This window comes from Hyphomonas sp., assembly GCF_017792385.1.
Classification (GTDB): domain Bacteria; phylum Pseudomonadota; class Alphaproteobacteria; order Caulobacterales; family Hyphomonadaceae; genus Hyphomonas.
Map to the genome: position 1 here is coordinate 3,638,416 of NZ_CP051230.1, position 23,187 is coordinate 3,661,602.

The following is a 23,187-nucleotide window of genomic DNA, read 5'->3' on the forward strand; positions in this document are numbered from 1 at the left end:
CTCAGAACCCCGGAAGGACGTCAGGATCGCCGCGATCTGCCGCTACGGCGCGTCTTACGGTTTCCAGATTTTGATCGCTGGTCGGATCAATCTCATCGTCTATGTTGGCGTCAGCACTTGGCTCGCGTACGCATTTTTCACGCGTATCATCATTCGTGTACTCAGGTTCTCTCGTCCGTTTCAGTGACACACTATCGGGTTGTCCGATATCTTTCTTAGCCTCCGGCTCCTGGAACGGCGGGGCCGCAACAATGGATGTCCATTCGGCGTCACATGCTTGGCCGCTCCATTCGACGGGCGCTGGTGACAAGACTCGTTTCGTAAAATTTGCGTCTTTGAAATAACAAAGCTTCCTGGCGAGCACGGGCGGCGCTCCGGACACCATGATAATTTCATCACTGGCAGAAAGTTGCATGACCTCGCCGGGCGTTATAAGCGCGCGCTGAGTTTCCTGGCGTGAAACCATCAAGTGAGAGAGCCAGGGCGCAAGCCGGTGACCGGTATAGTTCTTCTGCGAGCGGAGTTCCGTTGTTGTTCCGAGCGCATCAGAGACGCGCTTGGCGGTGCGTTCATCATTGGTCGCGAAAGCAATGCGCACATGACAATTATCCAGGATCGAATTATTGGGCCCGTAAGCCTTTTCGATCTGGTTCAGGGATTGAGCGATCAGATAGGCGCGGATGCCATAGCCTGCCATGAAGGCGAGTGCACTTTCAAAGAAGTCCAGCCGCCCGAGCGCAGGAAACTCATCCAGCATGAAGAGCAGTTTCCGGCGGTTCTTTTCGGGCAAATCTTCCGTCAGCCTGCGTCCAATCTGGTTAAGGATCAGCCGGATCAGCGGCTTCGTCCGAGACAGGTCGGATGGCGGGACGACCAGATAGAGCGAAAGCGGGCTCTCCCCTTCAACCAGGTCCTCGATGCGCCAGTCCGACCGGCTGGTGATTTCTGCGATCACGGGGTCACGATAAAGCGACAGGAAACTCATAGCCGTGGACAGAACCCCGGAGCGCTCATTCTCTGATTTGTTGAGAAGTTCTCGAGCGGCCTGCGCAACTATCGGATGCACCCCTCTCTCCCCCAGATGAGGCGTTGTCATCATGATACGGAGTGTGACGGCGAAGGAGCGTTTCGGATCGGACAGGAACCGCACGCAGCCGCTGAGTGTCTTGTCTGCTTCTGCATAAAGCACGTGCAGGATGACACCGACGAGCAAGGCATGTCCGGTCTTCTCCCAGTGGTTTCGGCGCTCCAGCGAGCCTTCAGGGTCAACCAGTATGTCAGCGATGTTCTGAACATCGCGTACTTCATGCTCGCCGCGGCGCACGCCCATAAGTGGATTATATTTCGGGGATCGCCGGTCGGTTGGATCAAACCGCACGCATCGGGAAAATCCGGATCGCCAGCCAGACGTGAGCTCCCAATTCTCGCCCTTGATGTCGTGGATGACGGCGCTGCCGGTCCAGGACAACAGGGTTGGTACAACCAGCCCCACGCCCTTGCCTGAACGCGTTGGTGCAAACGCCATGACATGTTCAGGGCCGTCATGACGCAGATAGCGCTTTTGCCAACGCCCCAGGAACACGCCTTTATCCGCAAACAATCCGGCGCGTTTCAAATCGGGTGCGCTGGCCCATCGCGCCGAGCCGTAAGTGGTGACATGGCGCTCGTGGCGACTGCGCAAGACAGAACCAATGATCGCCGCCAGAAAGCCGAGCGCCGAACCGGAGACCGCGATCAGCCCGCCACGTGCGAACACTTCCGGCGCATAGGCTTCATAGGCGTACCACCATTGGAACAGCCGCCACGGTTTATAGATTGGTGTTTCGCCTGCGATGAACCAGGGCGCGCCAAGCGCTGCCTGATGGCCAAGCGCGTCAGCGGTCATTTGTGTGGCGAGCCAGACCGCTCCGATGATCAGCGCGAACACCACCATGATCTGGCCAATGAGTATCTTTGTGCCGGTCATGGCGTGCCTCCTTGAAAGAGCAATTTGTCGTCTCCCAAGAATGATTGCTGAGACTGGTCTTGGACCAGCGGGATTCTGCGCCAATTCCCGCAGCGCCTTGCAAAGCCATCCAAGCCGTCTAGCGAGACAGCCCTCTGGAACGCCCCATATCCATGCTCCAGCCAATACCCGACGCGGTGCGTTTTATGGTCAGTTCTCGTCCCATTTGCCGACCAAGACTGCCACGCCATGGCACCAGCGCGAATTCCTTTGCGTTGCCAATGATCGCCATACGCCCGGCTGCAAGGTCGACATGCCCTTCGAGCTTGCCCTCAAACCGATCCCCTTTCGCCAGCTGAACAGAGGTTCGGCCTGAAGCGACTGCGATGGTGTCCCGCTCACGCTTCAGTTCCAGAGCGCGCAGCTTGCTTTTCTGCTCTTCCATGAGTTCTGATTGGCCCGCACCCAGATAGCCTTGTTCGCGGAGCCAGATCTGCCGACTTGCTTTCAAGTCCTTCAAGGTTTGCTGCTGCGCTGCTGCATCCTCTGACAGGTCGTCGATCCATGTTTCGCCGAGGCGGTCGATCTGCATCTTCGGTGAAAGCCAGGACAGGACACTCAATTTGACGCCGCCGGATCGGCCCGCCTCATATGCCGCTGCGCGCTCCAGAAAGTCTTCGCCAATGTGCCATTCACCGGTCGCAAGGCGCTCCCCAATACCCACACGCCGCAAAGCTTCGAGCCGCCGCTTCAGTGTCAGATGATAGGCTGGTTTTGATCCGGGATCGTGGCGGGCGTGCAGGGCTTCCGACCAGATATCGCCGGTTTGCTCTGCGACCTCAGCAATGGCCTTGTCCGAGGAACGCGCCACGGCTCGCGCGCGGGAGAGCTCCACCACTGCGCCTTGCGGCGGGCGGGCGTGAACATCGACCGCTGCAGAAGGCACATGCCAGATGCCACCGTCAAAATCTTCAATAAGCAGATAGCGCGTATCGCGAAGTTCATCCTCCGGGCCATAAGCCTTCACGACCCCGCGAATGGGGGCGGCGTCTTTCGCGCGGTCCTGAACAAATCGAATGTCGGACTCTCGTTCGCCGAATTCAGCGGCAAGTGTGCGGATGATATCGCCGCGCCGTGCTCTGCGTTTTAGCTGCTCTTGCCAGTCCTGTTTCATTCGCCAGGAGAGCGTGCCGTCCTGTTCAGCCAGGCCAAGAGATTCAAGGTGCCTGATGCGCGCGAAGCGCAAGGACCGATCAAACCGCTCTTTGCTCGAGCTTGCATCACCTAGCCTGAATGCGCCGTTCTCCAATCGCGTTTCGATCTCGGAATCGAGCCCTGTCCAGCGGTCCTGATCCACCTGCTTCTGACGCGCACCCGCGATCTCCAATGTTCGCCTCGGTCCGAGCCGTTGCGTGGCGAGTTCTTCGGCAGCTTCTCGGAGGCCCTTTGTGAGATAGTCCCGCGCGATGACGACATCCTTCATCCGGGCGTCGCGACCCCGCACAACAATATGGGTATGCGGATGGCCTGTATTGTGGTGATCAACGGCGACCCAATCGAGACGCCGCCCGACATCCCTTTCCATTCTCGCCATCAGTTCGCGCGTGGCCTGTTTGAGGTCCCCCATACGTGCGCCATCTTCCGGCGAGACGATGATCCGAAACTGGTGGAGGTCATGCTCGCTACGCTCCAGAAATTCGCGGGGGCTGATCCCCTCCTGATCGCGATCATAAAGAATGCCTCCTTCTCCCTCGCGATCGACACCGTCGCGCTGCAGATAGCTGACATGGGCGCGAAAGAGTCCGGGACCTGCGCCGCGCGCTCTTGCGATATGCACTTTGACAATGACGCGGCGCATGTGTTGGCGAGACAAATGCCTATGGCGAGAACCACCGGTTCGGGCCGCGCCGCCCGTGCCATAACGCGCGCCTGTAAAGGCAGACTTGCGAGAGGCTTTGGAAAGTCTCGCTCCGGCCTTATTCAGCTGGCGTGACAAGCGCTTGCCTGCGGGCGCGCCTTGATCGCGTATACGTCCGAGCCGCGGCGTGAAGGGTCTTTCCTCGCTCATCGGAGGTCACTCAATCCGTGCACCAAGGAATATTCAGTAATTTCAACGCGTTTCGAGAAACGCATGCACCACAATGCTGTGCAAAGGGCGCCAAAAAACAGATGTGCAGACAAGGGGTTAGGCGCCATGTGGTGCCATAGCTTCAATCTTGCCCTACCGGGTTCGCTTATCTGTTCGCTGCACCGCCTTGCATCGCTTTGCATCTGCTTGCAGTCCCGTCACTATTGCGAAGTCATGAGCGGGCGCGCCACGCCGACGAGATCGGAGCGCTGCATGGCCCCGAAATAGCGCCCGTCGAGAGAGTCCGGATGCGGCGAAAGAAGGAAGACCTGCCCTTCATTCAGGCGCACGCAGCCCTGCCAGACCGGCAAGGCGCGGCCCATGGAATCGCCTTCCCTGGCCGTCGCGACGGGCTTTCCATTGATCGAAACGTCAACACCAGATCGGCAGATTTCATCGCCGGGAAGCCCCGCAATCTGCTTCAAGAGCGGCCAGTTCCGGCCAACAAATCCGTGGTCTTCAGCCCACTGCGCTTCAACGCTCCTGGCTGAGACGACGACCCATCGGCCAGGGGTGAATGGCTCGTCGCTCAGCCAGTACAGCCCTTGCGGCGCGCTGCCGGTCCGGTTCCAGATCAGCCTGTCCATGGGGGAGAAGATCAGGCCGAACAGAGCAAGGCCGATGCCCGCGCCCGTCATCAAAAGCGCGCGGCGTTTCATTTGGTGTTCCTGATCTTCTCGGACGTGGAGGCATAGGCGTTGCGCTCCGACCAGGCGATGAGATCGGGTTTCGGATAGAAGACCCGTGCGCCATGTTTGCGATAGATGGGCCCCCGTCCTTCGCAGCGATAATGATCGAGTGTGGAGCGTGTCAGGCGCAGGAATTCTGCCGCCTCGGTCACGGTGAGAAGCTCCGGCCAGTCATCGTCATGTCGTCTGTTTCGTGTCATTGCAGCCGCTCCTTTTCTTCCTGCAGGCTTGGCAAAGACTTGCCGCGAACTGCGCCGGTCTGGAGGGATAAAATCGCGCCCGCGCATTTTCTCCCCCCTTCCTGAGCACAAAAAAGCCGCTCCGAAGACGATCTCCGGAGCGGCTCATTGGCGATGGATCGGCCCCCTAGTCCCGCGGGTTCCAGAGGATGACGTGACGCCCCTTTTTGCCTTTCACGGGGGCGAGGTTCGCGTAGATCTTGCGCGGGCCGATCTGCGGGTCAGCGAGGGTGATCGAGACATATTCGCGCCCCGATGCCTTGGCTTTGCGAAGCCATCCACCGCCGATTTCAGTCGAGGTTTCTCCGGCGAAGATGCGGTAGTCGGGCTGTCCGTCGGCGGCTTTCTCCGCATTCTTCTCGATGCGGATGGCAGCCGAGAGGTTCATCATTGCAAGAGCGCCTTCGAAGCCGGTCTTGGTTTCGCTGACGTATCCGAGTGCGTTGGCCATGGTTTGGTTCCTTTCGTTTCCATGTCGTCCCGGGGACCCCTTGTCCCCGTCGACGCCGGACCGAAAGGACGGGGCCGGACGGGTCTGAACCGCTCGCGGGCGTAGCGCAGCGGAGCACCGGCCCGAAGAAGAATTTTGATCCGCGAGGAGCCGCAAAGCGGCGGGGAAAATTCTTCGCATGGGCCGGTTTCAAGGCCCGACAGGCGTCGTCCAGGTCACACGGCATGAGACGGGAACAAGGGGTTCGGAGCGCATCGGTTGGAAACAGATGAACCCACGTTAGCCGACATTTCGGAAAGCCAAGCGAGACCCAAAGACGGGGCGATTTTTTTTGGCGCGGTTCAATCAATGAACCCTCTGCCTGCGCACAGACTGCATCCATCAGCGCGCGAAAAACCGCCCGGCGACTGTCACCGGGCGGCTCCGTCATCCGCCTGACGAGGAGACTGAAAGGTCAGGCGGCGTGTGGTTGATCGAAGGCTTCGGCGTCGGGCGCATCGGTGTCTTCACGTCCCTCGAACAGCCCCGCAATTCGCGCCCATGCATCGGCGGGCGGGGAACCTGCACCCTCGACAAGGCGGGCGGGCGGCACCTGCATCCATGCGGGCCGCCAGTCAGGATGGGGCTCGCATCCATGGCCCATGATCCGGTTGCCGATGATCTGTTTCTGGACCTTGGCGGTGTCGCAAGCGCAGCCGTCCGCCAGCGATTTCGATGCGATTTCGGCGACCATCGCGTTGATCGCGCGCTTGTCTCGCAACAGGTCGAAGAAGGCCGCGTTCGGCTTCCAGTACGCAGGCAAATCTGTCTCGCAGACATGCAACACGGCCTCAACGACCGGCCCGCCTGCTTCGAGTGTCTGCGCCATGGTGAAGGCCAGAACCTCCATGACTTCCTCGTCCGACATGGCGAGCAAGGCGGCGAAGATTTCGCAGAGCCGGTAGGCATCAGTATTGCGCCGCGCCTCAGCGGACACGCTCAGCGTCTCAAACAGGGAAGCGATGCGGGCGCGCTTTTCCTCTATCTCGGCGGCGGCTTTCGAGCCTTCAAGGCTGGCGCGCGTCTCCTCCTTGCGGCTTGTGCATTCATGGGCGCGAACCTGCCACAAGGCGCTGCCGGTCATGGCATGGGCGACCATCAGACGCAGCGCGATGGCAGGCTGGCCCGCAAGGCTTGCCGACGCTGCGCCATGGCGATGCAGGAGAATGTATTCGGCCAGCGGGCCGGACATTTCCGGTTTGACGGGCGCGGCAGGCACATCGTCCTTGCCAGCCTTCGCCGTTTGCTCCCGCCGCGCCTCCGCCTGCGAGATGTAGCCCTCATGGAAGGTCACGGTGCCGTCATGGCGTAGCTCGACGCACACCTTTCCGCCTTGCTTCTTCGTGCGGGTCTGATGGTCCCAGCGATGGAAGAACGCCCCTCGTTCAAGGCAGACAACGTCCTTCCAGCCTTCTGCAATGTAAGCCTCGATGCGCTGCGCCACGGCGGCGGACTGCGCCGTCCAGAAGGCTTCGGTATCGGCGAACACGCCATGCTCGCCGAAAAGGTCGGCTGTGATCTGGCCATCATAGTCGGCGATGTCGAACAGCGCTTTGTCGGTGGTGATGATCGCGCCGCCGGTGATCCATGCCTTGCAGTTGCGCCCTCGCGGGGCCCGTTCATCCTCGCTTTCATAGAGCCGCAGCCATTCGGCCTGCTGGTCTGGCGTGGCGAGCGTCAGGGCGCGGATCGTCTCGCGGTCGATCTCGTCCTCGGCATAGAGTTTTCGGATCGGTTCAGCGAGCGAGGCCAGCGCCAGAACGCGGCGCACCAGAAGCTCGGTGACGCCAAAGAAACCTGCGATATCGTCCACGCCTCGCCCCTCATCGTGCAGGCGTTTGAAGGCGGTGTACTGCTCCATTTCAGATGCTGGCAGGCGTCCGACATTCTCGATGACGGAGGCGGCAATGGCGCTCGCGGCATCCTCCTCCTTCATGATCGCGCAGGGGACATGAGGCGTCTGCCCCGTCTCCTTCTCGATCTCTTTCAGGGCAAAATAACGCCGCCGTCCGGCGACAACGCCATAGTGATCGCCTTCCTTGCGGACCAGCAAAGTCTGCCGGATTCCGCTCTCGCGGATGGATGGCAGGATGTCGGACACGTCCGGCTTCTTGCGGCTGTGGCGCATATTGAGTTTTGAAATCCGAAGCTCGGACAGGGGGATGATTTTGAGAATGGGCTGGGCCATGATCTGGCTCCTTTTTGATTGAGGGGTTTTGAGATTGGGGGCGCGCCGTCAGGCGCGCGCCCCGCTGATTTCCAGCGCCGCACAAAGGCGGCGGGCGGCGGCGCGGCCTGCGTCCAGCGCCTCGGATAGAAGCTCCTGCGCGACCTGCGTCAGATAAGCGTTGTCGCTGCCGGGATAGTTCGCCTCGATGCCCCAAAGGCTCGCCGCATGGGCGTCCAAAGTGACGCCTTCCAGCGCCACGGACAGGACGATCCCGCAATAGAACCATTCGTCCCTGCGCCATGCCTCCATGACCGCTTCGGCCTTGGCCTGCGCCTCGGCGAAGCGCTGTCGGTGGTTTGGTCCGGGGCCGATAAATCCCGGCGCGTCCTTGTAGAGCGAAGGCCAGAATCCGTCCTGGCGCTCATCCGGTGCATCGGGGCAATCATCGCGCACAATCCGCGCAGTGATTTCGATGCCTGCAACCTCGCAAGAGATGCTGTCGCCCTCCCAAACGAAGGTCTGAAAGCGCTGCGTGAACGTCATGCCGCGCCCTCCGAAAAGAGGCCTGCAATCGCGATCCAGTGCGGGCCGTACACGGCATGTTCGCCGCATTCATCGCAACGGTAGGCGCTCGCATCGGGTTCGCAGCACTCGCGTGGGGCACGGCAGGCAAGGCAGAAGCCTTCTGACCAGTCGTCAGCCTGCTGCAATTCTTCGAGCGTGAAACGATAGCGGGTGGTTTCGGGAGTCATGTCAAAGCCCTCCCTTACCGCGACCAGAAGATATGGACTTCATCGAAGCCCGTCTGGAACACCATGATCTCGCCATTCAGCGCCATGTCGCGGGCAAGGGCCTGCCAGTCGATGTAATAGCGAAGGCTCTCCGGTATCTGCGTTCCGGTGTCCTCGTGCAGGCTCTCGGCAAAGTCCGCCGCGCTGCGATATTCGCCCGCATAGTCCTCGAAGGCGGCGCGCGCCTCGGCGAGGTCGTCGCCGAAATGGCTCAACACCTTGCCGCCTAGCTCGCCATGCTCCTCGATAAAATCGGCAAGCTCGCAAACCGTCTCGAAGCTCGCATATTCCGACAGGTTCGCGCCCTCGAAGCCTTCATAATCGTGGATCGCCCATTCCTCGGCGTCGGACTCCGGCGAGTCCGCCAGCATGGCGCGAACCTGTTCCCAAATCTCGTCTGGGGTGGTCGCGTCGATCCATCGGCCATGCAGGCAGCCGGAATTGTAGGCTGCAAGGCAAGCCACATAGATGCGCGGTCTGTCGGTTCGCGCGGGTGCAGGCGTTGCCGCGTGCGCGTGGGTGCAAATCTGGTCAGTCATGTCAGTCTCCTCTCCCGCCCGCGTTCTTTTCCCGACAGTCGGGTGGGCGGCGAGGAGGTGCTCAGCCGGAGCGCACCAGGGCGGCGCGCAAGGGGAAGCTGTAGGTAGGACGCCTAAAGACGATCATAGATCACAAGGACCCGCCCCCTTGCGCGGCGACCGCGCTCTGGCAGACGCACCGTCCGCCCACCTGACTGATGGGAGAGATATTGAGGCGGAGGGAGGCTGGAGTGGTCGGGCGAGCATGCTGAACGCGAGCGACACCCCAACGCCGTTTCCCGGTTGTGCTATTTCCCGATTCTGCCTAATTTTCTCAAACAGGCTGATTTCGGCTCAAGGGGCGGTCATGGAAACCGACATTCTGACCATCAAGGAAGTGGCGGAATATCTGCGCATTACGGAGAAAACCGCCTACCGGCTGGCCTCCGAGCGCAAGATACCGGGCTTCAAGGTCGGCGGCTCCTGGCGGTTCCGCAAGGGTGAGATTGATGAGTGGATCGAGGGCCAGAAATCCTCGGGTAAAGAAAGCTAAATGGGGAGCAAATGGCGCAGCAGGACATTCCAATAAAGGAGCTCGTCGCAAAGATTGAGCGAGGCGAAATCCGTTTGCCGGAAATGCAGCGTCAATATGTTTGGCAATCTACTCGCGTCCGAGACCTGCTGGATTCTCTTTATAGGGGCTATCCGTCAGGTACGATCTTGACCTGGGAAACTGATGAAGGTGTCGCGACGCGTGAGTTTGCAGTTGATCAGGCCACTACCGATACGGGTCGGTTTCAATTGTTGCTCGATGGTCAACAGCGTCTGACGTCCCTATCGGCAATCCTGCGAGGACAACCTGTCCATGTTCGCGGAAGGAAGCGTCCTATAGATATTCTCTTCAATCTGGACCACCCGGACGATCTTCAATTCATCACAGAAGTCAATGAAAACGACGATACAGATGACGATGACACCGAGGACTCAGCCGACGCGTCGGAAGACGAACTCCTCCAGCGCTTCGACAAAATGGCCTTCGTTGTTCATTCCAAAAAACTCGCGGCAAAGCCGCATTGGGTCTCAGTAACAGGCGTGTTTAAGGAAAGCAGCGATACACCTTTCTTAAAAGCCGCCGGCGTCACCTCAATGGACGATCCGCGCTATGACAAATACACATCGCGCCTGAAGCAACTGCGCGCTATTCGCGACTACGGATATCGGGTTCATGTGCTCGAGCGCGATAAATCCTATGAGGAAGTCACAGAGATCTTCGTTCGGGTGAATTCCTTGGGCGCGAAACTTGGTCTGCCCCACCGGAGTGGTCCACCAGATTTATTAGCCCGGCGGTTTCCACGTAGCGGCGTTCATGCCGCTACCTCCCCACAGTAAGGCGGTATGAACGCCGCGGGCAAGATGGCTTGTGGCGCGGGCGGTCGGTAGCCCAGAGAAGAGTGCGGACGCGCGGTGTTGTAATGCCACCGCCAGGTCTCGATCAGGACTTTCGCCTCCCTGAGATCATAGAAGATTTCCCTCGCCAACAACTCGTCTCTGAGCTTGGAGTTGAAGCTCTCGCAGTATCCATTCTCCCAAGGCGAACCGGGTTCGATATAGAGCGTCTTCACGCCGATCCGGCCAAGCCACTCGCGCAGGGCCGTGGCGATGAACTCGGGGCCATTGTCGGAACGGATATGCTCCGGCGGGCCATGATGCACGAACAGTTCGCCCAGCGTGTCTAGGACATCGCGGGAGTTGAGCTTGCGTTCGACACGAATGGCGAGGCATTCGCGAGTGAACTCATCAATCACACACAGCATGCGGAACACCTTGCCGTCATGCGTGCGGTCCTGAACGAAGTCATAGGACCAGACATGGCCCTTGTGCATCGGCCTCAGCCGGATGCAGGAGCCGTCATTCAGCCAGAGACGGCCTCTCTTTGGTTGTTTCATTGGCACTTTCAGCCCTTCACGCCGCCAGATGCGATACACCCGCTTCTCGTTCACATGCCAGCCATCCCGTCTCAGCAGGGCCGTGATCCGGCGGTAGCCATACCGGCCGAACCGTTCAGCCAGGGCGATGATGGCCGCTGTCAGCACATCCTCGTCCTGGCGTGGCACACGCGGCTTGCGCTGGGTGGAACGGTGCTGGCCGATCACGCGGCAGGCCCGGCGCTCGGTTGCGCCGAGTGTCTCCACCACATGATCGACCGCCTCGCGCTTGCGTGAAAGGCTCAGAACTTTCCCTTGATGACTTCCTGCAGGATCTGGTTGTCGAGGGTCAGATCAGAAATGGCGCGACGCAGCCGCGCATTCTCCTTCTCGATCTCCTTCAGCCGTTTGGCCTGGCCAACCTGCAGCCCGCCATACTCCTTGCGCCACCGATAGTATGTCTGTTCCGTCACCCCGATCGAACGCACGGCCTGACCCGTCGTCTCACCCCGCGCGAGGCGGACCTCCACCTCCCGCAGCTTCGCTATGATCTCTTCAGGCGTTGATCTCTTGCCCATGTCTCAGCTCCATATCTGAAGCCGGAACTAACTCAAATAATGGACCACTTTCGTGGGGGCAGACCAGTCGAAATGATCGAGCCCTATGAAGGGCGCGTCTATGACCCGGCGTGTGGTTCAGGCGGCATGTTCGTGCAGTCCGAACGCTTCGCGGAAGCCCATGGTGGCTCACGGCGTGACCTTTCCGTCTTCGGGCAGGAATCCAACCCCACCACTTGGCGGCTGGCGCATATGAACCTCGCCATTCGCGGGATCGAGGCGAACCTTGGCGAGCAGCCCGCCGACAGTTTCACGCGCGACCTGCACCCGGACCTGAAAGCCGATTACATCCTCGCCAACCCGCCCTTCAACATCTCCGACTGGTCGGGCGAGTTGCTTCGAAAGGATACGCGCTGGAAATACGGCCCGCCGCCCGTCGGCAATGCCAATTATGCGTGGATACAACATTTCATCCACCACCTCTCCCCGCCCAATGGCAAGGGCGGCGGTATTGCGGCCTTCGTCATGGCGAACGGGTCGCTCTCTACGACCACGGGTGGCGAAGGCGATATCCGCAAGGCGATTATCGAGGCCGACCTTGTGGACTGCATCATCGCCATGCCGCCGCAGCTGTTCTTGACGACGGGTATTCCGGTCTGCCTCTGGTTTGTCACGCGCGACAAGAGCGGAAAATATATTGATCGCGGGCCGGACGGAACCAAGCGCAATGCGCGCAACCGTTCCGGCGAGACGCTGTTCATCGATGCCCGCGATTTCGGCCAGATGGAGGATGGCTCGCGCACCCTGCGCTTCCTCACCGGGCGCGACAGCAAGCTTTCCCCGCCGCCAGCCGATACGGAAATTGGCCGCATTGTGCGCACCTATCATGCCTGGCGCGGCGAAGCCGATGCGGGCGACTACGAAGACGTCAAAGGCTTCTGCAAGGCCGCAACGCTGGCGGAGATCGCCAAGTATAATCACGTCCTCACCCCCGGTACCTATGTCGGCAGCGCCGCGCGCAAGGCCGATGATGAGCCGTTCGAGGACAAGATGGAGCGGCTTGCCAAGGATCATCGCAGACAGGTGCAAAGGGCAACCAAGCTCGATAGCCTCATCGCTGAAGTCCTCAAGGAGTTTGGCTATGAAAACTCTTGATGACGCAGCTGATTTTCTCTCGGGAGGCACGCCAAGAAAATCCAATCCAGTTTATTGGGGCGGGAGTATTCCTTGGTATTCCGCCTCAAATATGGACTCCCGATATCTCGGAGACACCGACGTTACAATTACACCTGAGGGGCTAAATTCGGGATCGAGAATTGCTCCTGCAGGCTCGACATTGATACTGGTCCGTGGAAGCGGACTATTCAATTTTGTACCGATCTGCTTCGCCCAGAAGGATGTCGCCTTCAATCAAGATGTTAAGGCGCTCGTACCCAAGAAGGGCATCGACCCTACTTTTCTCCATTTCTGGATCGAGTCTCTTCGGCAGGATTTCAACGAAAACATTGGGACAACAGGTATCGGGGCTGGAAAGTTTGATACAGATTTTTTGAGAAACCTTCCGTTCCCTGACATTGATTTTTACGAGCAAGTAGCGCGCGGCATTGTTTCTTCGGCATTCGATAAGAAGATCGATCTCTTGCGGGAGATGAACCGCACGCTGGAGGAGATCGCGCGGGCGGTGTTCCGGGCGTGGTTTGTCGATTTCGAGCCCGTCCGCGCCAAGGCCGCTGGCGCGACCAGCTTCCGCGGCATGCCGCAAGCCCTCTTCGACCAGCTCCCCGACAGCTTCACCCCCTCCGACCTCGGCGACATCCCGACCGGGTGGACGGTGGGAGAGCTATCAGAACTCATAGATGTAAACCCGACGAGATCACTCAAGAAGGGCACCACGTCTACTTATCTCGGCATGTCCGACGTTCCGACTTCTGGCCCCACGGCAGAGAGTTGGGCGCTTAGAGACTTCACATCGGGCATGCGCTTCCAAAACGGCGACACCCTGCTCGCCCGCATTACGCCCTGCCTTGAAAACGGCAAAACCGCTCTTGTTGATTTTCTGGCTGACCGAGAGGTCGGCTGGGGATCGACGGAGTTTATGGTCCTTGGTCCGAAAAATGCGACGACCAAAGAGTTCATCTATTGTCTGGCGCGCAACGAAAAATTTCGCGAGTACGCAATCAAAAACATGACGGGCACCAGTGGTCGGCAACGCGTTAGCCACGAGTCCATATCCAGCTATGGATTAGCGAAGCCGCCTGCGGATTTTCTGAATAGCTTTGGGCGAATGGCCGCGCCGTTATTCTATCGCATTTCGGCCAATCGCGACGAGATGGCCGTGCTAGCCGACCTGCGCGACACACTGCTCCCCAAGCTCATTTCCGGCGAACTGCCCGCCCCGGACCTTGAAGCCCTCGGCCTGACCCCCACCGAACCAGTGGAGGCAAGCGATGGCGGATGAGACCTACGCCTTCCGCCTGACCGCCTGCCGGGAGCTGATGGACAGCCATCCGGAGTCGCTTGTGCTGCGACAGCAGGTCGAAGCCCTCGAAGAAGCGATGCCTGACAGGCCGGGCATCGCTGTTTCCTTTTGCCGGACGCTGATTGAAACGACCTGCAAAACGATCCTGATTGACCGGGGGCAAACGCCCGACGATGCATGGGAAGCGCCGAAGCTGATCTCGGAAACAACCAAATTCCTGCATCTCGGCGTTCATGATAACGGGCACACAGATGCCAAACTGAAAAGTGGCTCAGAAAAACTGGTTCGCGGGGTCAATTCAATCATCGATGGCATTGTCGAGATTCGAAACGCTCATGGAACGGCAGCACATGGCTCAGATGCTTATGCGCCTATGCTGGATGCACGCTACGCCGAAATCCTAGCCCGCGCCACGGACGCTGTAGTTGGGCTGTTATTCAAGTCTCATCTAAATTCGTCGCGGGGAAAACAATTATCACGTTTGAGGTATAGCGACTATTTAGATTTGAATACGTGGATCGATGAAAACTTGGAAGCGTGGGTTGATATAGGCAGAAACACAATCGCAATCATCGATACACCTGTGCTCTTAAGCAAAGCACTATTCGAACAAGATCCAACTGGTTATCAAACCGCCTTTAACGCGTTTATCGAAGAGCAAAAAATTCTTGAAGCCGAAACAGCCGACACAGAAACAAGGGAGGCCGACGCATGAACGAAGACATTGTCGAAAAGGCCGCCCTCGGCTGGTTTGAGGCCCAAGGCTATGACGTGGCGCGCGGCGCGGATATTTCCCCCGGCGGAGACAGGCCGTTGCGCGATAGTTACGAAAATGTCGTCCTGATGCCGCGCCTGATGGCGGCGCTGCGGCGGCTCAATCCCGATTTTGACGAAGACGCCATCCACGCGGCGGCCACGACGGTTTCCCGCCCGCCAGAACCGACACTGGAGCAGAATAATCGCTGGTTCCATCGCCTGCTGACTGATGGCGTCGATGTCGAGTATCGAAACGCCGCTGGCGAAACACGCGGCGACAAGGCGCGGTTGTTTAACTGGCGCGATCCATCCTTGAACGACTTTCTCGTGGTCTACCAGCTGACCGTGGTCAACGGTGAAACCCGCCGCCGCCCGGACCTCACTGTCTTCCTAAACGGCCTTCCGGTCGCGGTGATCGAGCTGAAAGATCCGAGTAATGAGGATGCAACGCTCTGGACGGCTTATGATCAGTTGCAGGACTATAAGGCAGCCATCCCAGCTCTGTTCGCCTACAACGAAATCATGGTCATCAGCGATGGCGACCAGTCGCGCGTCGGCTCACTGACCGCCGATCAGGACCGGTTCACGCCCTGGCGCTCCATCAAGGATGACCGCTATCCCGGCGAACCGACGCTGGAAAATGTCATCACCGGCCTGTTCTGGCCTCGGGCGCTTGTTGACTATCTCGCCCACTGCGTCGTGTTCGAGGAAGACGAGCGCACCGGGCGCATCATCAAGAAGATTGGCGGCTATCATCAGTTCCGCGCCGTGCGCAAAGCCCGCGAGCGTGTGAAATCTGCCCTGAAGCCAGCAGGCGACGGCAGAGGCGGCGTCGTCTGGCACACGCAAGGCTCCGGCAAGAGCCTGACCATGCTGATGCTGTCCGGCGCTTTGGTGGCTGACGCGGCGCTGGAGAACCCGACCATCATCGTTGTGACCGACCGCAACGACCTTGACGGCCAGCTGTTTGCCACCTTTGCGGAAGGGCGCGCCTTGCTGCGTCAGGACCCTGAGCAAGCCGAAGACCGCGATGACCTGACCGCCAAACTCACCCGCGCGTCCGGCGGCGTGATCTTTACCACGATCCAGAAATTCGAAGAGCGCAACGACCCGATCAGCGAGCGCAGCAACATTGTCGTCCTCGCCGATGAAGCCCATCGCAGCCAGTATGGCTTCCTCAAAGGCGGCGCGCGCTGGATGCGCGAAAACCTGCCGAACGCGACTTTTGTTGGCTTTACGGGGACGCCCGTTGAGGGCGATGACCGCTCAACGCGCGGCGTCTTTGGCTCCGATGTTGATATCTACGACATCAAGCAGGCGATCGACGACAATGCGACCGTCCCGATCTTCTATGAGATGCAGCTCATCAAATTGCTGCCCGACGATGCCGGCATCGCAGAAGCTGAGCGTTTGATCTCTGAGGCGGCGGACGCGGAAGATGCTGGAACGGCTGAGGAAAGTGATATTGCCGTCCCATTGGAAGAGCTCGCAGGCGCAAAGGCGCGGCTGGAAACCCTCGCGGCGAATATCGTCTCACACTATGAGAACCGCTCAGAGGTGATCGACGGCAAGGCGATGATCGTCTGCATGAGCCGCGACATCTGCATGGACCTCTATGACGAGATCACCGCCCTGCGTCCGAACTGGCACGCGGACGCGGATGACGCGGGCGCGATCAAGGTTGTTATGGACGCCAATGTCGGCAAGACGCCGCGAAAAGGTGAAACCAAAGAGGCCTTCGAGGCGCGAAAAGAACGAACGAAATATCACGGACGAACGAAGGTTCGCCGTGAAAAACTTGCAGCCCGCATTAAAGACAATGCCGACCCGCTTCGACTGGTGATCGTTTGCGACATGTGGCTGACAGGTTTCGACTGCCCGTCGCTGCATACGATGTATTTGGACAAGCCTTTGGCCGGGCACAATCTCATGCAGGCGATTGCTAGGGTTAACCGCGTGTTCGGCGACAAGCCCGGCGGGGTTGTGGTCGACTATCTCGGTATCGCGGACCAGCTCCGCGACGCGATCCAGACGTATACACAGGCAGGCGGCGAAGGGAAACCTGTCGAGCGGATTCAGGATCAGGCTGTGCCGCTCATGATGCGTCACGCAGAGGAACTCGCCACCTTCTTCGGCGAGTTTGACTACATGGCACTGGTTCAGGGCACCGAAGCAGATCAGCTGGGCGCAATCATCGACGGCGCGAATTTTGTGCTTAAACAGGAGAACGGCAAGAAGCGCTTCAACGATATGACGGCCAGTCTCTCAAGGGCATTCGCATTATCGGTTCCGAGGCCGGAAACGCATAATGTCCGCGATCACCTGTCATTCTACCAGAACGTCCGTGCCGCGATCAAAAAGCGCTTCGATGATGGCAATGGAAAGTCTTCAAACACGACATCGTCGGCCGTAAAGCAGGTCATTTCCGGCGCGATCCGCACAGATGGCGTCATAGACCTCTTCGAAGTCGCCGGTATACCTGACACAAATGTAGGCATCCTCTCAAACGACTTCCTGGATCGCCTCGCTGCCTTGCCACAAAAGAACCTCGCGCTGGAAACGCTGAAGAAACTGCTCGGCGATCAGATTCGCACGCGAGAGAGGATTAACATCGTCCAATCCCGAGGTTTCCGGGAGTCGCTGGAAAGCGTGCTTGTCCGATATTCGAACCGGGCAATCTCTACAGCTCAGGTCATTGAAGAGCTGATCGGCCTTGCAAAAACAATATCCACAGCAATTGCCGAAGGCGAAGAAACCGGCCTCGGGGAAGATGAGGTGGCCTTCTATCAAGCGCTCGCTGACAATGCGTCGGCCAAGGACGTAATGCAGGATGAAACGCTCAAGCTGATCGCGAGAGAGCTCGCAGAAAGCATCAAGCGCAAGGCAACGCTTGACTGGACGCAGCGCGATGCCGTTCGGGCTGACATGAGACGCACGGTCCGGCGACTACTGGCGAAGTATGGATATCCTCCGGATGCGCAGGAAGCTGCAACCCAATTGGTCATCCGGCAAGCGGAGCTCATGGCCGAGCGGCAAATTTGATGTGTTGTGACGCCGTCCCTTAGCGCCCGCGACCCCTCTGGCCGTCAGGCCAGTGGGAAGCGCGGGCGCGCGGCCAGCCGGCGAGACCCAGAGCCACGATTTTCGAACAAACAACCGGACCCTCATTGAGCCTCGCCGGGCCGGTCGGCGCAGGATGGCTCTCGCGGCTCCGGGGCGAGCGCCGGGCGAAGGTCGGCGATCACCCAGGACCGCCATGATGCCTCTCAACGGCCCATCCAGCCGGGCGAACAGCCCCGCGCCTTTGGCGTGGGCAGGCCGCAAAGGACTCAGGCTGCCTGACGATCTCCGCCGAGGCGCGCTCCCAGGAGCTCCACGAGATAGCCGCCATCGCGCAGGCCTTCGGCTTTGGAGATGACATAGCGGATGGATGCCCGCAGCGAACTGCCATCGACGCCCCATTCCTCGGCGACCGTTTTCGGCCCGTGGAGCAGTGAAGCGATTTCTCTCTGGCTCATCCCGGCCTTCAGGCAATCAAGCGCGATGACGCCATTGCGCAGGATTTGCGTGGTCTTCGTCCAGCGCGCTGCCGATGTGTTCGGCCCCTTTCCATAAAGCCGGAAGGCTTCCTTCTGGAGCTTCAGCTTGCGCTCATAGGCCTTCATATCCGAAATTTGCAGCTTCATACGCACGGGTTCCAGTCCCAGCAACGTCTGGCCCGTGCAGTGCACCTGCACGACACAATCATTGCCGCGTAGCAGAAGATATTCGCGGGCGGAGCGGTCCGTGATGTGCGTGATGCTGCAATGGGGCACGGTGCGATCCCAGATATCGCAGCTCTGGCCCGGCTTGCGCGGCGTGCAGTTCACCTCGACCTGGTCGGGGAAGACATAGTGGCTCCACACGGCGTCCGCGTCGAAGCCGTTCAGGTCCGGATCGGGCATGAAAACAAGGCCCCAGCGCTCAGCCAGGGTCTGAGGCACGCGCGAACGCAGGATGCGGATGTCGGCGCAATCGGCTTTCTTTTCGGAAATGTCGTCGTCTGTGCGACTTGCCGCATCGTCGCGAAAGTCGTCATTGCGACGCACATATTCCCAGGCCCAGCGGTCCGATGAAAGACGCGAGAGATAGTCGTAAGCGGCTGTTTCCGCATTGGTTTCAAGCGCAAAGGTCTTCATGCTCTCTCCTCCACTTGCAGAGGAGAGAGCAAAATTCGTTCCACTTTTGCGCGATTCATTCGGCGCGCGCCCAACTTAAGGATAACCGCTTATCCAATCGGACTGTATTCGCTCTGGATGAGCTCAGCATTTGCGCGTCCATTTACGACGCGCTTTGCAGGGGTTTGCGGCGGCTTGCTGCATTTTGCTTTCATTGGCCCGCATTCGAACTGATGCGACGGCGGTGTTGCTGGGATGATTGAAGGGTCCACGAAAGGCCCCGTTCCATGTCACCTTCACCGCACCAACTGGAGACAGAAACCCGTCGCACAGCGATGCTGCGCACGGCATTCTGCCCGGTGGTGCGCGAGGCCTTGGAAGCGCCTGATACGATCGAGATCATGGCCAATCCGGACGGTTCGGTGTGGATCGAGAAGGCCGGCATCGGTCTAATCGTTTCCAAACACACACTTGCCCCTTCAGACCGCGAGCGCGTCATCCGCCTGGTCGCCTCCGGGGTGGGAGAGGCTGCAGGCCGCACCTCCCCGATCGTCTCTGCAGAACTCCCCGGCAGCGGCGAGCGGTTCGAAGGGCTTCTCCCACCTGTTTCGACAGCGCCATGTTTCGCCATCCGCAAACCCGCGTCGACACCCTTTCAACTCGGCGATTATGTTGCTCAGGGCGCGCTGGCACCGGCGCTCGCAGCGGCACTCAAACACTCAATTGCAGCGCGCACAAACATCCTGATTGCCGGCGGAACATCCTCGGGCAAGACGACCTTCACGAATGCGCTGCTGGCAGAGTCCTCACTTCACGACGACCGCATCGTCATTCTCGAAGACACACGCGAGCTGAGATGCGCTGCACCCAATGTCGTCCAGTTGCGAACCCATCGCGAGGCCGCGACCCTTCAGGATCTCGTGCGATCAACGCTCCGTATGCGTCCTGACCGGATCATTGTCGGCGAGGTACGCGGGGCTGAAGCCCTCGATCTGTTGAAGGCCTGGAACACGGGCCATCCCGGCGGGATCACGACGCTCCATGCGAACTCCGCCCACGGCGCGCTCACCCGGCTTGAACAGTTGACGCTGGAGGCCACGCCCCGCGCACCCTTCGATCTCATCGCTGAGGCGATCGATGTCGTCGTTTTCATGAGCCGCGCCGGCGGTCAGCGCCGCGTTGAAGAAGCGCTGCGCGTCACCGGCTTTGACAGCGAGGGGTATCAGACCGCCCCGCTCGTCTCCCGTTCCTTGTCCCTCGTCCAACATGGAGAAACCCAATGACGCTCTGCAATCACCTCCAGACCGTGAACCGAACGGTCCAGGTCGCGGCCTGTATCGGCATCGGCATTCTTATCGCAGGGCCCGCCCATGCGGCCGGCTCCGGCATGCCGTGGGAAGGCCCGCTCGACCAGATCCTGACCTCGATTGAAGGCCCGGTCGCGCGCATCGTCGCGGTCATCATCATCACCATTACGGGGCTCACGCTGGCCTTTGGTGAGACAAGCGGCGGCATGCGCAAGCTGATCCAGATCGTGTTCGGCCTCTCCATCGCCTTCGCCGCGACCTCGTTTTTCCTGACCTTCTTCTCATTCGGCGGCGGAGCGCTCGTCTGATGGCCGACGGCTATGAAATCCCCCTCCACCGGTCCCTGACCGAGCCGATCCTGATGGCGGGCGCGCCGCGCACGGCCGCTATCGCCATCGGCACGCTCGCGGCTGCTGTCGGCCTCGGCCTCCAGCTCTGGATACCGGGCCTCGTCCTCTGGGCGGTGGGGCATTCGGCGGCTGTGTTCATGGCCAGAAGCGATCCGGATTTCATGGCCGTCGCAGGCCGCTCGACGCGCCACAAGGAGCATCTGACATGTTGAACCTCAGAGAATATGCAGAAACACCAGTCTTGCTGGCCGACTATCTCCCATGGGCCTGTCTCGTCGCGCCGGGCGTCGTCCTCAACAAGGATGGCAGTTTCCAGACGACATTCAAATATCGCGGCCCTGACCTCGAAAGCTCCACCGAGGAAGAACTCGTTTCGGTCACGGCTCGGGTCAATAATGTGCTGCGCCGGTTCGGATCCGGCTGGGCGCTCTTCTTCGAAGCGCAGCGCCATGAAGTGCATGACTACCCGGAGACGGACTTTTCCGATGCGCTGTCCTGGCTCGTCGATCAGGAACGCGCGCTGCAAGCGGAGGAAGCCAGCGCCCGCTTCGAGAGTGCCTATTATCTGACCCTGCTCTGGCTGCCGCCCGCCGATGCCACGGGCCGCGCCGAGAAAGCTCTGATCCAACGTGCCGAAACCGAAGACGCCGCGACCTGGCGTCACCGGCTGGAAACGTTCGAGCAGCACGCAGGCCGCGTCTTCGACCTCCTCTCCACCTGCCTCGCGGAGATCGCAAAGCTCTCAGACGATGAGACGCTGACCTACCTACACTCGACCATCTCGACGAAGCGCCATCCGGTCGTCACGCCCGAGCTCCCCGTCTTCCTCGACGCGGTGCTGGCTGATGAGCCCTTCGCGGGCGGTCTGGAACCCATGATCGGGGCGGCGCACCTCCGCACCCTGACCATTCTCGGGTTTCCGGCCTCGACCCTGCCCGGCATCCTTGATGAGCTCAACCGGCAGGGCTTTGCCTATCGCTGGGCGACGCGGTTCATTGCCATGGACAAGGCCGAGGCCGAAAAGGTCCTCGGCAAGAAGCGCCGGCACTGGTTCGCCAAGCGCAAATCCATCGGCGCGGTCCTGCGCGAGACCATGTTCAATGAACAGGCGGCGCTCGTCGACAATGATGCCGACAACAAGGCCGTCGATGCCGATGCCGCCCTGCAGGAGCTTGGCAGTGATCTTGTGTCCTACGGATACGTCACAACCACGATTACGGTTGCTGATCCGGACAGGCGCACCGTGGACGAACATATCAGCGTGGCCGAGCGCATCGTGAATGGGCGCGGCTTCACCGCGATCCGCGAGACGCTGAACGCCGTCGATGCCTGGCTTGGAAGCCTGCCCGGTCACCCCTATGCCAATGTCCGCCAGCCGATCCTGCACACGCTGAACCTTGCCCATATGGTGCCGCTCTCGGCGGTCTGGGCCGGCAAAGAAACCAATCACCAATTGCAAGCCCCCGCGCTCATTCAGGCGCAGACCGATGGCACGACGCCGTTCCGCCTGAACCTGCATATCGGTGATGTCGGGCATACGCTGGTCGTCGGCCCGACCGGCGCGGGCAAGTCCGTGCTGCTCTCGCTGCTCGCGCTGCAATGGAAGCGCTATAAGGGGGCGCAGGTCTTTATCTTCGACAAGGGGCGCTCGGCCCGCGCGGCGACGCTTTGCATGGGCGGCGCGCATATTGATCTCGGCGGCAGTCATGCTCCGAGCCTCCAGCCGCTGAAAGACATCGACACCGAACACGGCGCGAGCTTTGCCGCAGACTGGCTGGCAGGCCTCTGCACCAATGAAGGCGTCGCGATGACGCCGGACCTCAAGGCCCGGCTGTGGGAAGCGATCCAGTCTCTTAGCTCAGCGCCTGAACCCGAGCGCACGCTGACAGGCCTCAGCCTGATGCTGCAGGACGACACGCTCAAATCGGCGCTGCATCCGTTCACGCTCGAAGGTCCGCATGGGCGGCTTCTCGATGCCGATCATGAAAGCCTCAGCCTCGCGGACACCGCCACCTTCGAGATGGAAGAGCTGATGCACGTAAAGGGCGCGGTGGCCCCGGTCATCACTTGCCTGTTCCACCGGCTTGAAGCGCGGTTTGACGGCAAGCCAACACTCCTGATCCTCGATGAGGCCTGGCTGTTCCTTGATGATCCCATGTTCGCGGCACGCATTCGCGAATGGCTCAAGACCTTGCGCAAGAAGAACGTGTCTGTCGTGTTCGCGACGCAAAGCCTTGCCGACATTGCGAACTCAAGCATTGCGCCAGCCCTCGTCGAGTCCTGCCCCACACGGATATTCCTGCCGAATGAGCGCGCACAGGAACCGCAGTCCCGCGAGACCTATCAGCGGTTCGGGCTTAACGCCCGCCAGATCGAACTGATCAGCCGGGCGACACCGAAGCGTGACTATTACTACCAGTCGCCGCTGGGCGCCCGCGTGTTCGATCTCGGCCTCGGGCCGATCGCCCTCTCAGTCTGCGGCGCATCCTCGCCGGAAGATCAGGCCCGCCTGGATCGTATCTGGGCCGAGACGGAAGGGGACGGGTTCGCGGCCTGCTGGCTCATCGAAAAGGGTCTGCCCTGGGCGGCGGAACTTCTGACCCGCTGGCCCGGCCATGCGCCGGAGTCCGAAGCGCACACTTCCTTCCATCCCGCCCAATTCCTTGCCGCCGAATAGGAGCCCCCG

The 23,187-nt window shown here is 60.1% G+C and carries 20 protein-coding genes and 1 pseudogene; 10 read left to right on the forward strand and 11 right to left on the reverse strand.

The features are described from left to right. Nucleotide 1 precedes the first annotated feature (1 nt). From HF955_RS17550 to HF955_RS17590, 9 genes are all read right to left on the reverse strand, one after another. The gene (locus HF955_RS17550; protein ID WP_065382681.1) at nt 2-1,966 is read right to left on the reverse strand and encodes a conjugal transfer protein TraG; all 1,965 of its coding nucleotides are present in this window, start codon (nt 1,964-1,966) and stop codon (nt 2-4) included. Nucleotides 1,967-2,084: 118 nt separating this feature from the next. After that, nucleotides 2,085-3,803, reverse strand: coding sequence for a DUF3363 domain-containing protein (locus HF955_RS17555; RefSeq protein ID WP_175354395.1), 1,719 nt, complete (start codon nt 3,801-3,803; stop codon nt 2,085-2,087). Between the two features lie 431 nt (nt 3,804-4,234). Further along, nucleotides 4,235-4,732, reverse strand: a complete 498-nt coding sequence (locus HF955_RS17560; RefSeq protein ID WP_084397056.1) for a S26 family signal peptidase — start codon at nt 4,730-4,732, stop codon at nt 4,235-4,237. Then, nucleotides 4,729-4,962, reverse strand: coding sequence for a helix-turn-helix domain-containing protein (locus HF955_RS17565; protein ID WP_084397058.1), 234 nt, complete (start codon nt 4,960-4,962; stop codon nt 4,729-4,731). Before HF955_RS17565 ends, HF955_RS17560 begins: the two co-directional genes overlap by 4 nt. Nucleotides 4,963-5,128: 166 nt before the next feature. Continuing rightward, nucleotides 5,129-5,452 (reverse strand): DUF736 domain-containing protein, encoded by a 324-nt coding sequence (locus tag HF955_RS17570; RefSeq protein ID WP_045694945.1) that lies wholly within the window; start codon nt 5,450-5,452, stop codon nt 5,129-5,131. A gap of 454 nt (nt 5,453-5,906) precedes the next feature. Next, on the reverse strand, nt 5,907-7,679 hold the full coding sequence (locus HF955_RS17575; protein WP_084397060.1) for a ParB/RepB/Spo0J family partition protein: 1,773 nt from the start codon (nt 7,677-7,679) through the stop codon (nt 5,907-5,909). A gap of 48 nt (nt 7,680-7,727) precedes the next feature. After that, nucleotides 7,728-8,204: a hypothetical protein gene (locus tag HF955_RS17580; RefSeq protein WP_084397062.1), complete on the reverse strand. Its 477-nt coding sequence runs from the start codon at nt 8,202-8,204 to the stop codon at nt 7,728-7,730. After that, the gene (locus HF955_RS17585) at nt 8,201-8,413 is read right to left on the reverse strand and encodes a hypothetical protein (RefSeq protein WP_084397064.1); all 213 of its coding nucleotides are present in this window, start codon (nt 8,411-8,413) and stop codon (nt 8,201-8,203) included. The genes HF955_RS17580 and HF955_RS17585 overlap by 4 nt, the downstream gene beginning before the upstream one ends. 14 nt (nt 8,414-8,427) lie before the next feature. Beyond that, nucleotides 8,428-8,991 carry an antirestriction protein ArdA gene (locus HF955_RS17590; protein WP_158085623.1) on the reverse strand — a complete coding sequence of 188 codons (564 nt, stop codon included), beginning with the start codon at nt 8,989-8,991 and terminating at the stop codon, nt 8,428-8,430. A 346-nt stretch (nt 8,992-9,337) separates the two neighbouring features. Here HF955_RS17590 and HF955_RS18500 point away from each other — a divergent pair, with 346 nt between their 5' ends. Both HF955_RS18500 and HF955_RS17600 read left to right on the forward strand, forming a co-directional pair. Then, a complete protein-coding gene (locus tag HF955_RS18500; RefSeq protein WP_084397066.1) occupies nt 9,338-9,523 on the forward strand; it encodes a helix-turn-helix domain-containing protein in 186 nt (61 codons plus the stop codon). Nucleotides 9,524-9,534: 11 nt separating this feature from the next. Continuing rightward, the gene (locus HF955_RS17600; RefSeq protein WP_084397068.1) at nt 9,535-10,359 is read left to right on the forward strand and encodes a DUF262 domain-containing protein; all 825 of its coding nucleotides are present in this window, start codon (nt 9,535-9,537) and stop codon (nt 10,357-10,359) included. On the opposite strand, the gene HF955_RS17605 is transcribed toward HF955_RS17600, so the two are convergent. Continuing rightward, nucleotides 10,335-11,473, reverse strand: a protein-coding gene (locus HF955_RS17605; protein WP_291076907.1) for an IS3 family transposase whose coding sequence is annotated in 2 segments (ribosomal slippage) — nt 10,335-11,215 and nt 11,215-11,473 — 1,140 coding nt in all. Because the reading frame shifts where the segments join, the coding sequence is not laid out codon by codon here. The two genes, HF955_RS17600 and HF955_RS17605, sit on opposite strands and share 25 nt — an antisense overlap. A gap of 66 nt (nt 11,474-11,539) precedes the next feature. Between HF955_RS17605 and HF955_RS17610 the strand changes: the two are divergent. From HF955_RS17610 to HF955_RS17625, 4 genes and pseudogenes are all read left to right on the forward strand, one after another. Next, nucleotides 11,540-12,607 (forward strand): annotated as a pseudogene (locus tag HF955_RS17610) (N-6 DNA methylase); the annotation flags it as partial. Further along, nucleotides 12,594-13,910 carry a restriction endonuclease subunit S gene (locus HF955_RS17615; RefSeq protein WP_084397389.1) on the forward strand — a complete coding sequence of 439 codons (1,317 nt, stop codon included), beginning with the start codon at nt 12,594-12,596 and terminating at the stop codon, nt 13,908-13,910. The pseudogene HF955_RS17610 and the gene HF955_RS17615, both read left to right, overlap by 14 nt. Further along, complete coding sequence (locus HF955_RS17620; protein ID WP_084397387.1) at nt 13,900-14,646, forward strand: abortive infection family protein; 747 nt, start codon at nt 13,900-13,902, stop codon at nt 14,644-14,646. The genes HF955_RS17615 and HF955_RS17620 overlap by 11 nt, the downstream gene beginning before the upstream one ends. A 56-nt stretch (nt 14,647-14,702) precedes the next feature. Further along, complete coding sequence (locus tag HF955_RS17625) at nt 14,703-17,729, forward strand: type I restriction endonuclease subunit R (protein ID WP_233356030.1); 3,027 nt, start codon at nt 14,703-14,705, stop codon at nt 17,727-17,729. Nucleotides 17,730-18,016: 287 nt separating this feature from the next. Here the strand turns inward: HF955_RS17625 and HF955_RS17630 are convergent, their stop codons facing one another. Next, nucleotides 18,017-18,865 (reverse strand): DUF2285 domain-containing protein, encoded by an 849-nt coding sequence (locus HF955_RS17630; RefSeq protein ID WP_084398225.1) that lies wholly within the window; start codon nt 18,863-18,865, stop codon nt 18,017-18,019. 266 nt (nt 18,866-19,131) lie between these two features. On the opposite strand from HF955_RS17630, the gene trbB reads away from it, so the two are divergent. Genes trbB through trbE form a run of 4 tightly spaced genes read left to right on the forward strand, consistent with a single transcriptional unit; the run spans nt 19,132 to nt 23,178 of the window. After that, nucleotides 19,132-20,127, forward strand: a complete 996-nt coding sequence (gene trbB, locus HF955_RS17635) for a P-type conjugative transfer ATPase TrbB (protein WP_084398224.1) — start codon at nt 19,132-19,134, stop codon at nt 20,125-20,127. After that, on the forward strand, nt 20,124-20,459 hold the full coding sequence (locus HF955_RS17640; protein ID WP_084398223.1) for a TrbC/VirB2 family protein: 336 nt from the start codon (nt 20,124-20,126) through the stop codon (nt 20,457-20,459). The genes trbB and HF955_RS17640 overlap by 4 nt, the downstream gene beginning before the upstream one ends. Next, nucleotides 20,459-20,713, forward strand: coding sequence for a VirB3 family type IV secretion system protein (locus HF955_RS17645; protein ID WP_084146418.1), 255 nt, complete (start codon nt 20,459-20,461; stop codon nt 20,711-20,713). The genes HF955_RS17640 and HF955_RS17645 overlap by 1 nt, the downstream gene beginning before the upstream one ends. Then, nucleotides 20,707-23,178: a conjugal transfer protein TrbE gene (trbE, locus tag HF955_RS17650; protein ID WP_084398222.1), complete on the forward strand. Its 2,472-nt coding sequence runs from the start codon at nt 20,707-20,709 to the stop codon at nt 23,176-23,178. Before HF955_RS17645 ends, trbE begins: the two co-directional genes overlap by 7 nt. The last annotated feature ends 9 nt before the right edge of the window (nt 23,179-23,187 follow it).

Coding starts and splice junctions, on each gene's coding strand:
- HF955_RS17550 (WP_065382681.1), bottom strand. CDS start 1,966: ATGACCGGCACAAAGATACTCATTGGCCAGATCATGGTGGTGTTCGCG.
- HF955_RS17555 (WP_175354395.1), bottom strand. CDS start 3,803: ATGCGCCGCGTCATTGTCAAAGTGCATATCGCAAGAGCGCGCGGCGCA.
- HF955_RS17560 (WP_084397056.1), bottom strand. CDS start 4,732: ATGAAACGCCGCGCGCTTTTGATGACGGGCGCGGGCATCGGCCTTGCT.
- HF955_RS17565 (WP_084397058.1), bottom strand. CDS start 4,962: ATGACACGAAACAGACGACATGACGATGACTGGCCGGAGCTTCTCACC.
- HF955_RS17570 (WP_045694945.1), bottom strand. CDS start 5,452: ATGGCCAACGCACTCGGATACGTCAGCGAAACCAAGACCGGCTTCGAA.
- HF955_RS17575 (WP_084397060.1), bottom strand. CDS start 7,679: ATGGCCCAGCCCATTCTCAAAATCATCCCCCTGTCCGAGCTTCGGATT.
- HF955_RS17580 (WP_084397062.1), bottom strand. CDS start 8,204: ATGACGTTCACGCAGCGCTTTCAGACCTTCGTTTGGGAGGGCGACAGC.
- HF955_RS17585 (WP_084397064.1), bottom strand. CDS start 8,413: ATGACTCCCGAAACCACCCGCTATCGTTTCACGCTCGAAGAATTGCAG.
- HF955_RS17590 (WP_158085623.1), bottom strand. CDS start 8,991: ATGACTGACCAGATTTGCACCCACGCGCACGCGGCAACGCCTGCACCC.
- HF955_RS18500 (WP_084397066.1), top strand. CDS start 9,338: ATGGAAACCGACATTCTGACCATCAAGGAAGTGGCGGAATATCTGCGC.
- HF955_RS17600 (WP_084397068.1), top strand. CDS start 9,535: ATGGCGCAGCAGGACATTCCAATAAAGGAGCTCGTCGCAAAGATTGAG.
- HF955_RS17615 (WP_084397389.1), top strand. CDS start 12,594: ATGAAAACTCTTGATGACGCAGCTGATTTTCTCTCGGGAGGCACGCCA.
- HF955_RS17620 (WP_084397387.1), top strand. CDS start 13,900: ATGGCGGATGAGACCTACGCCTTCCGCCTGACCGCCTGCCGGGAGCTG.
- HF955_RS17630 (WP_084398225.1), bottom strand. CDS start 18,865: ATGAAGACCTTTGCGCTTGAAACCAATGCGGAAACAGCCGCTTACGAC.
- trbB (WP_084398224.1), top strand. CDS start 19,132: ATGTCACCTTCACCGCACCAACTGGAGACAGAAACCCGTCGCACAGCG.
- HF955_RS17640 (WP_084398223.1), top strand. CDS start 20,124: ATGACGCTCTGCAATCACCTCCAGACCGTGAACCGAACGGTCCAGGTC.
- HF955_RS17645 (WP_084146418.1), top strand. CDS start 20,459: ATGGCCGACGGCTATGAAATCCCCCTCCACCGGTCCCTGACCGAGCCG.
- trbE (WP_084398222.1), top strand. CDS start 20,707: ATGTTGAACCTCAGAGAATATGCAGAAACACCAGTCTTGCTGGCCGAC.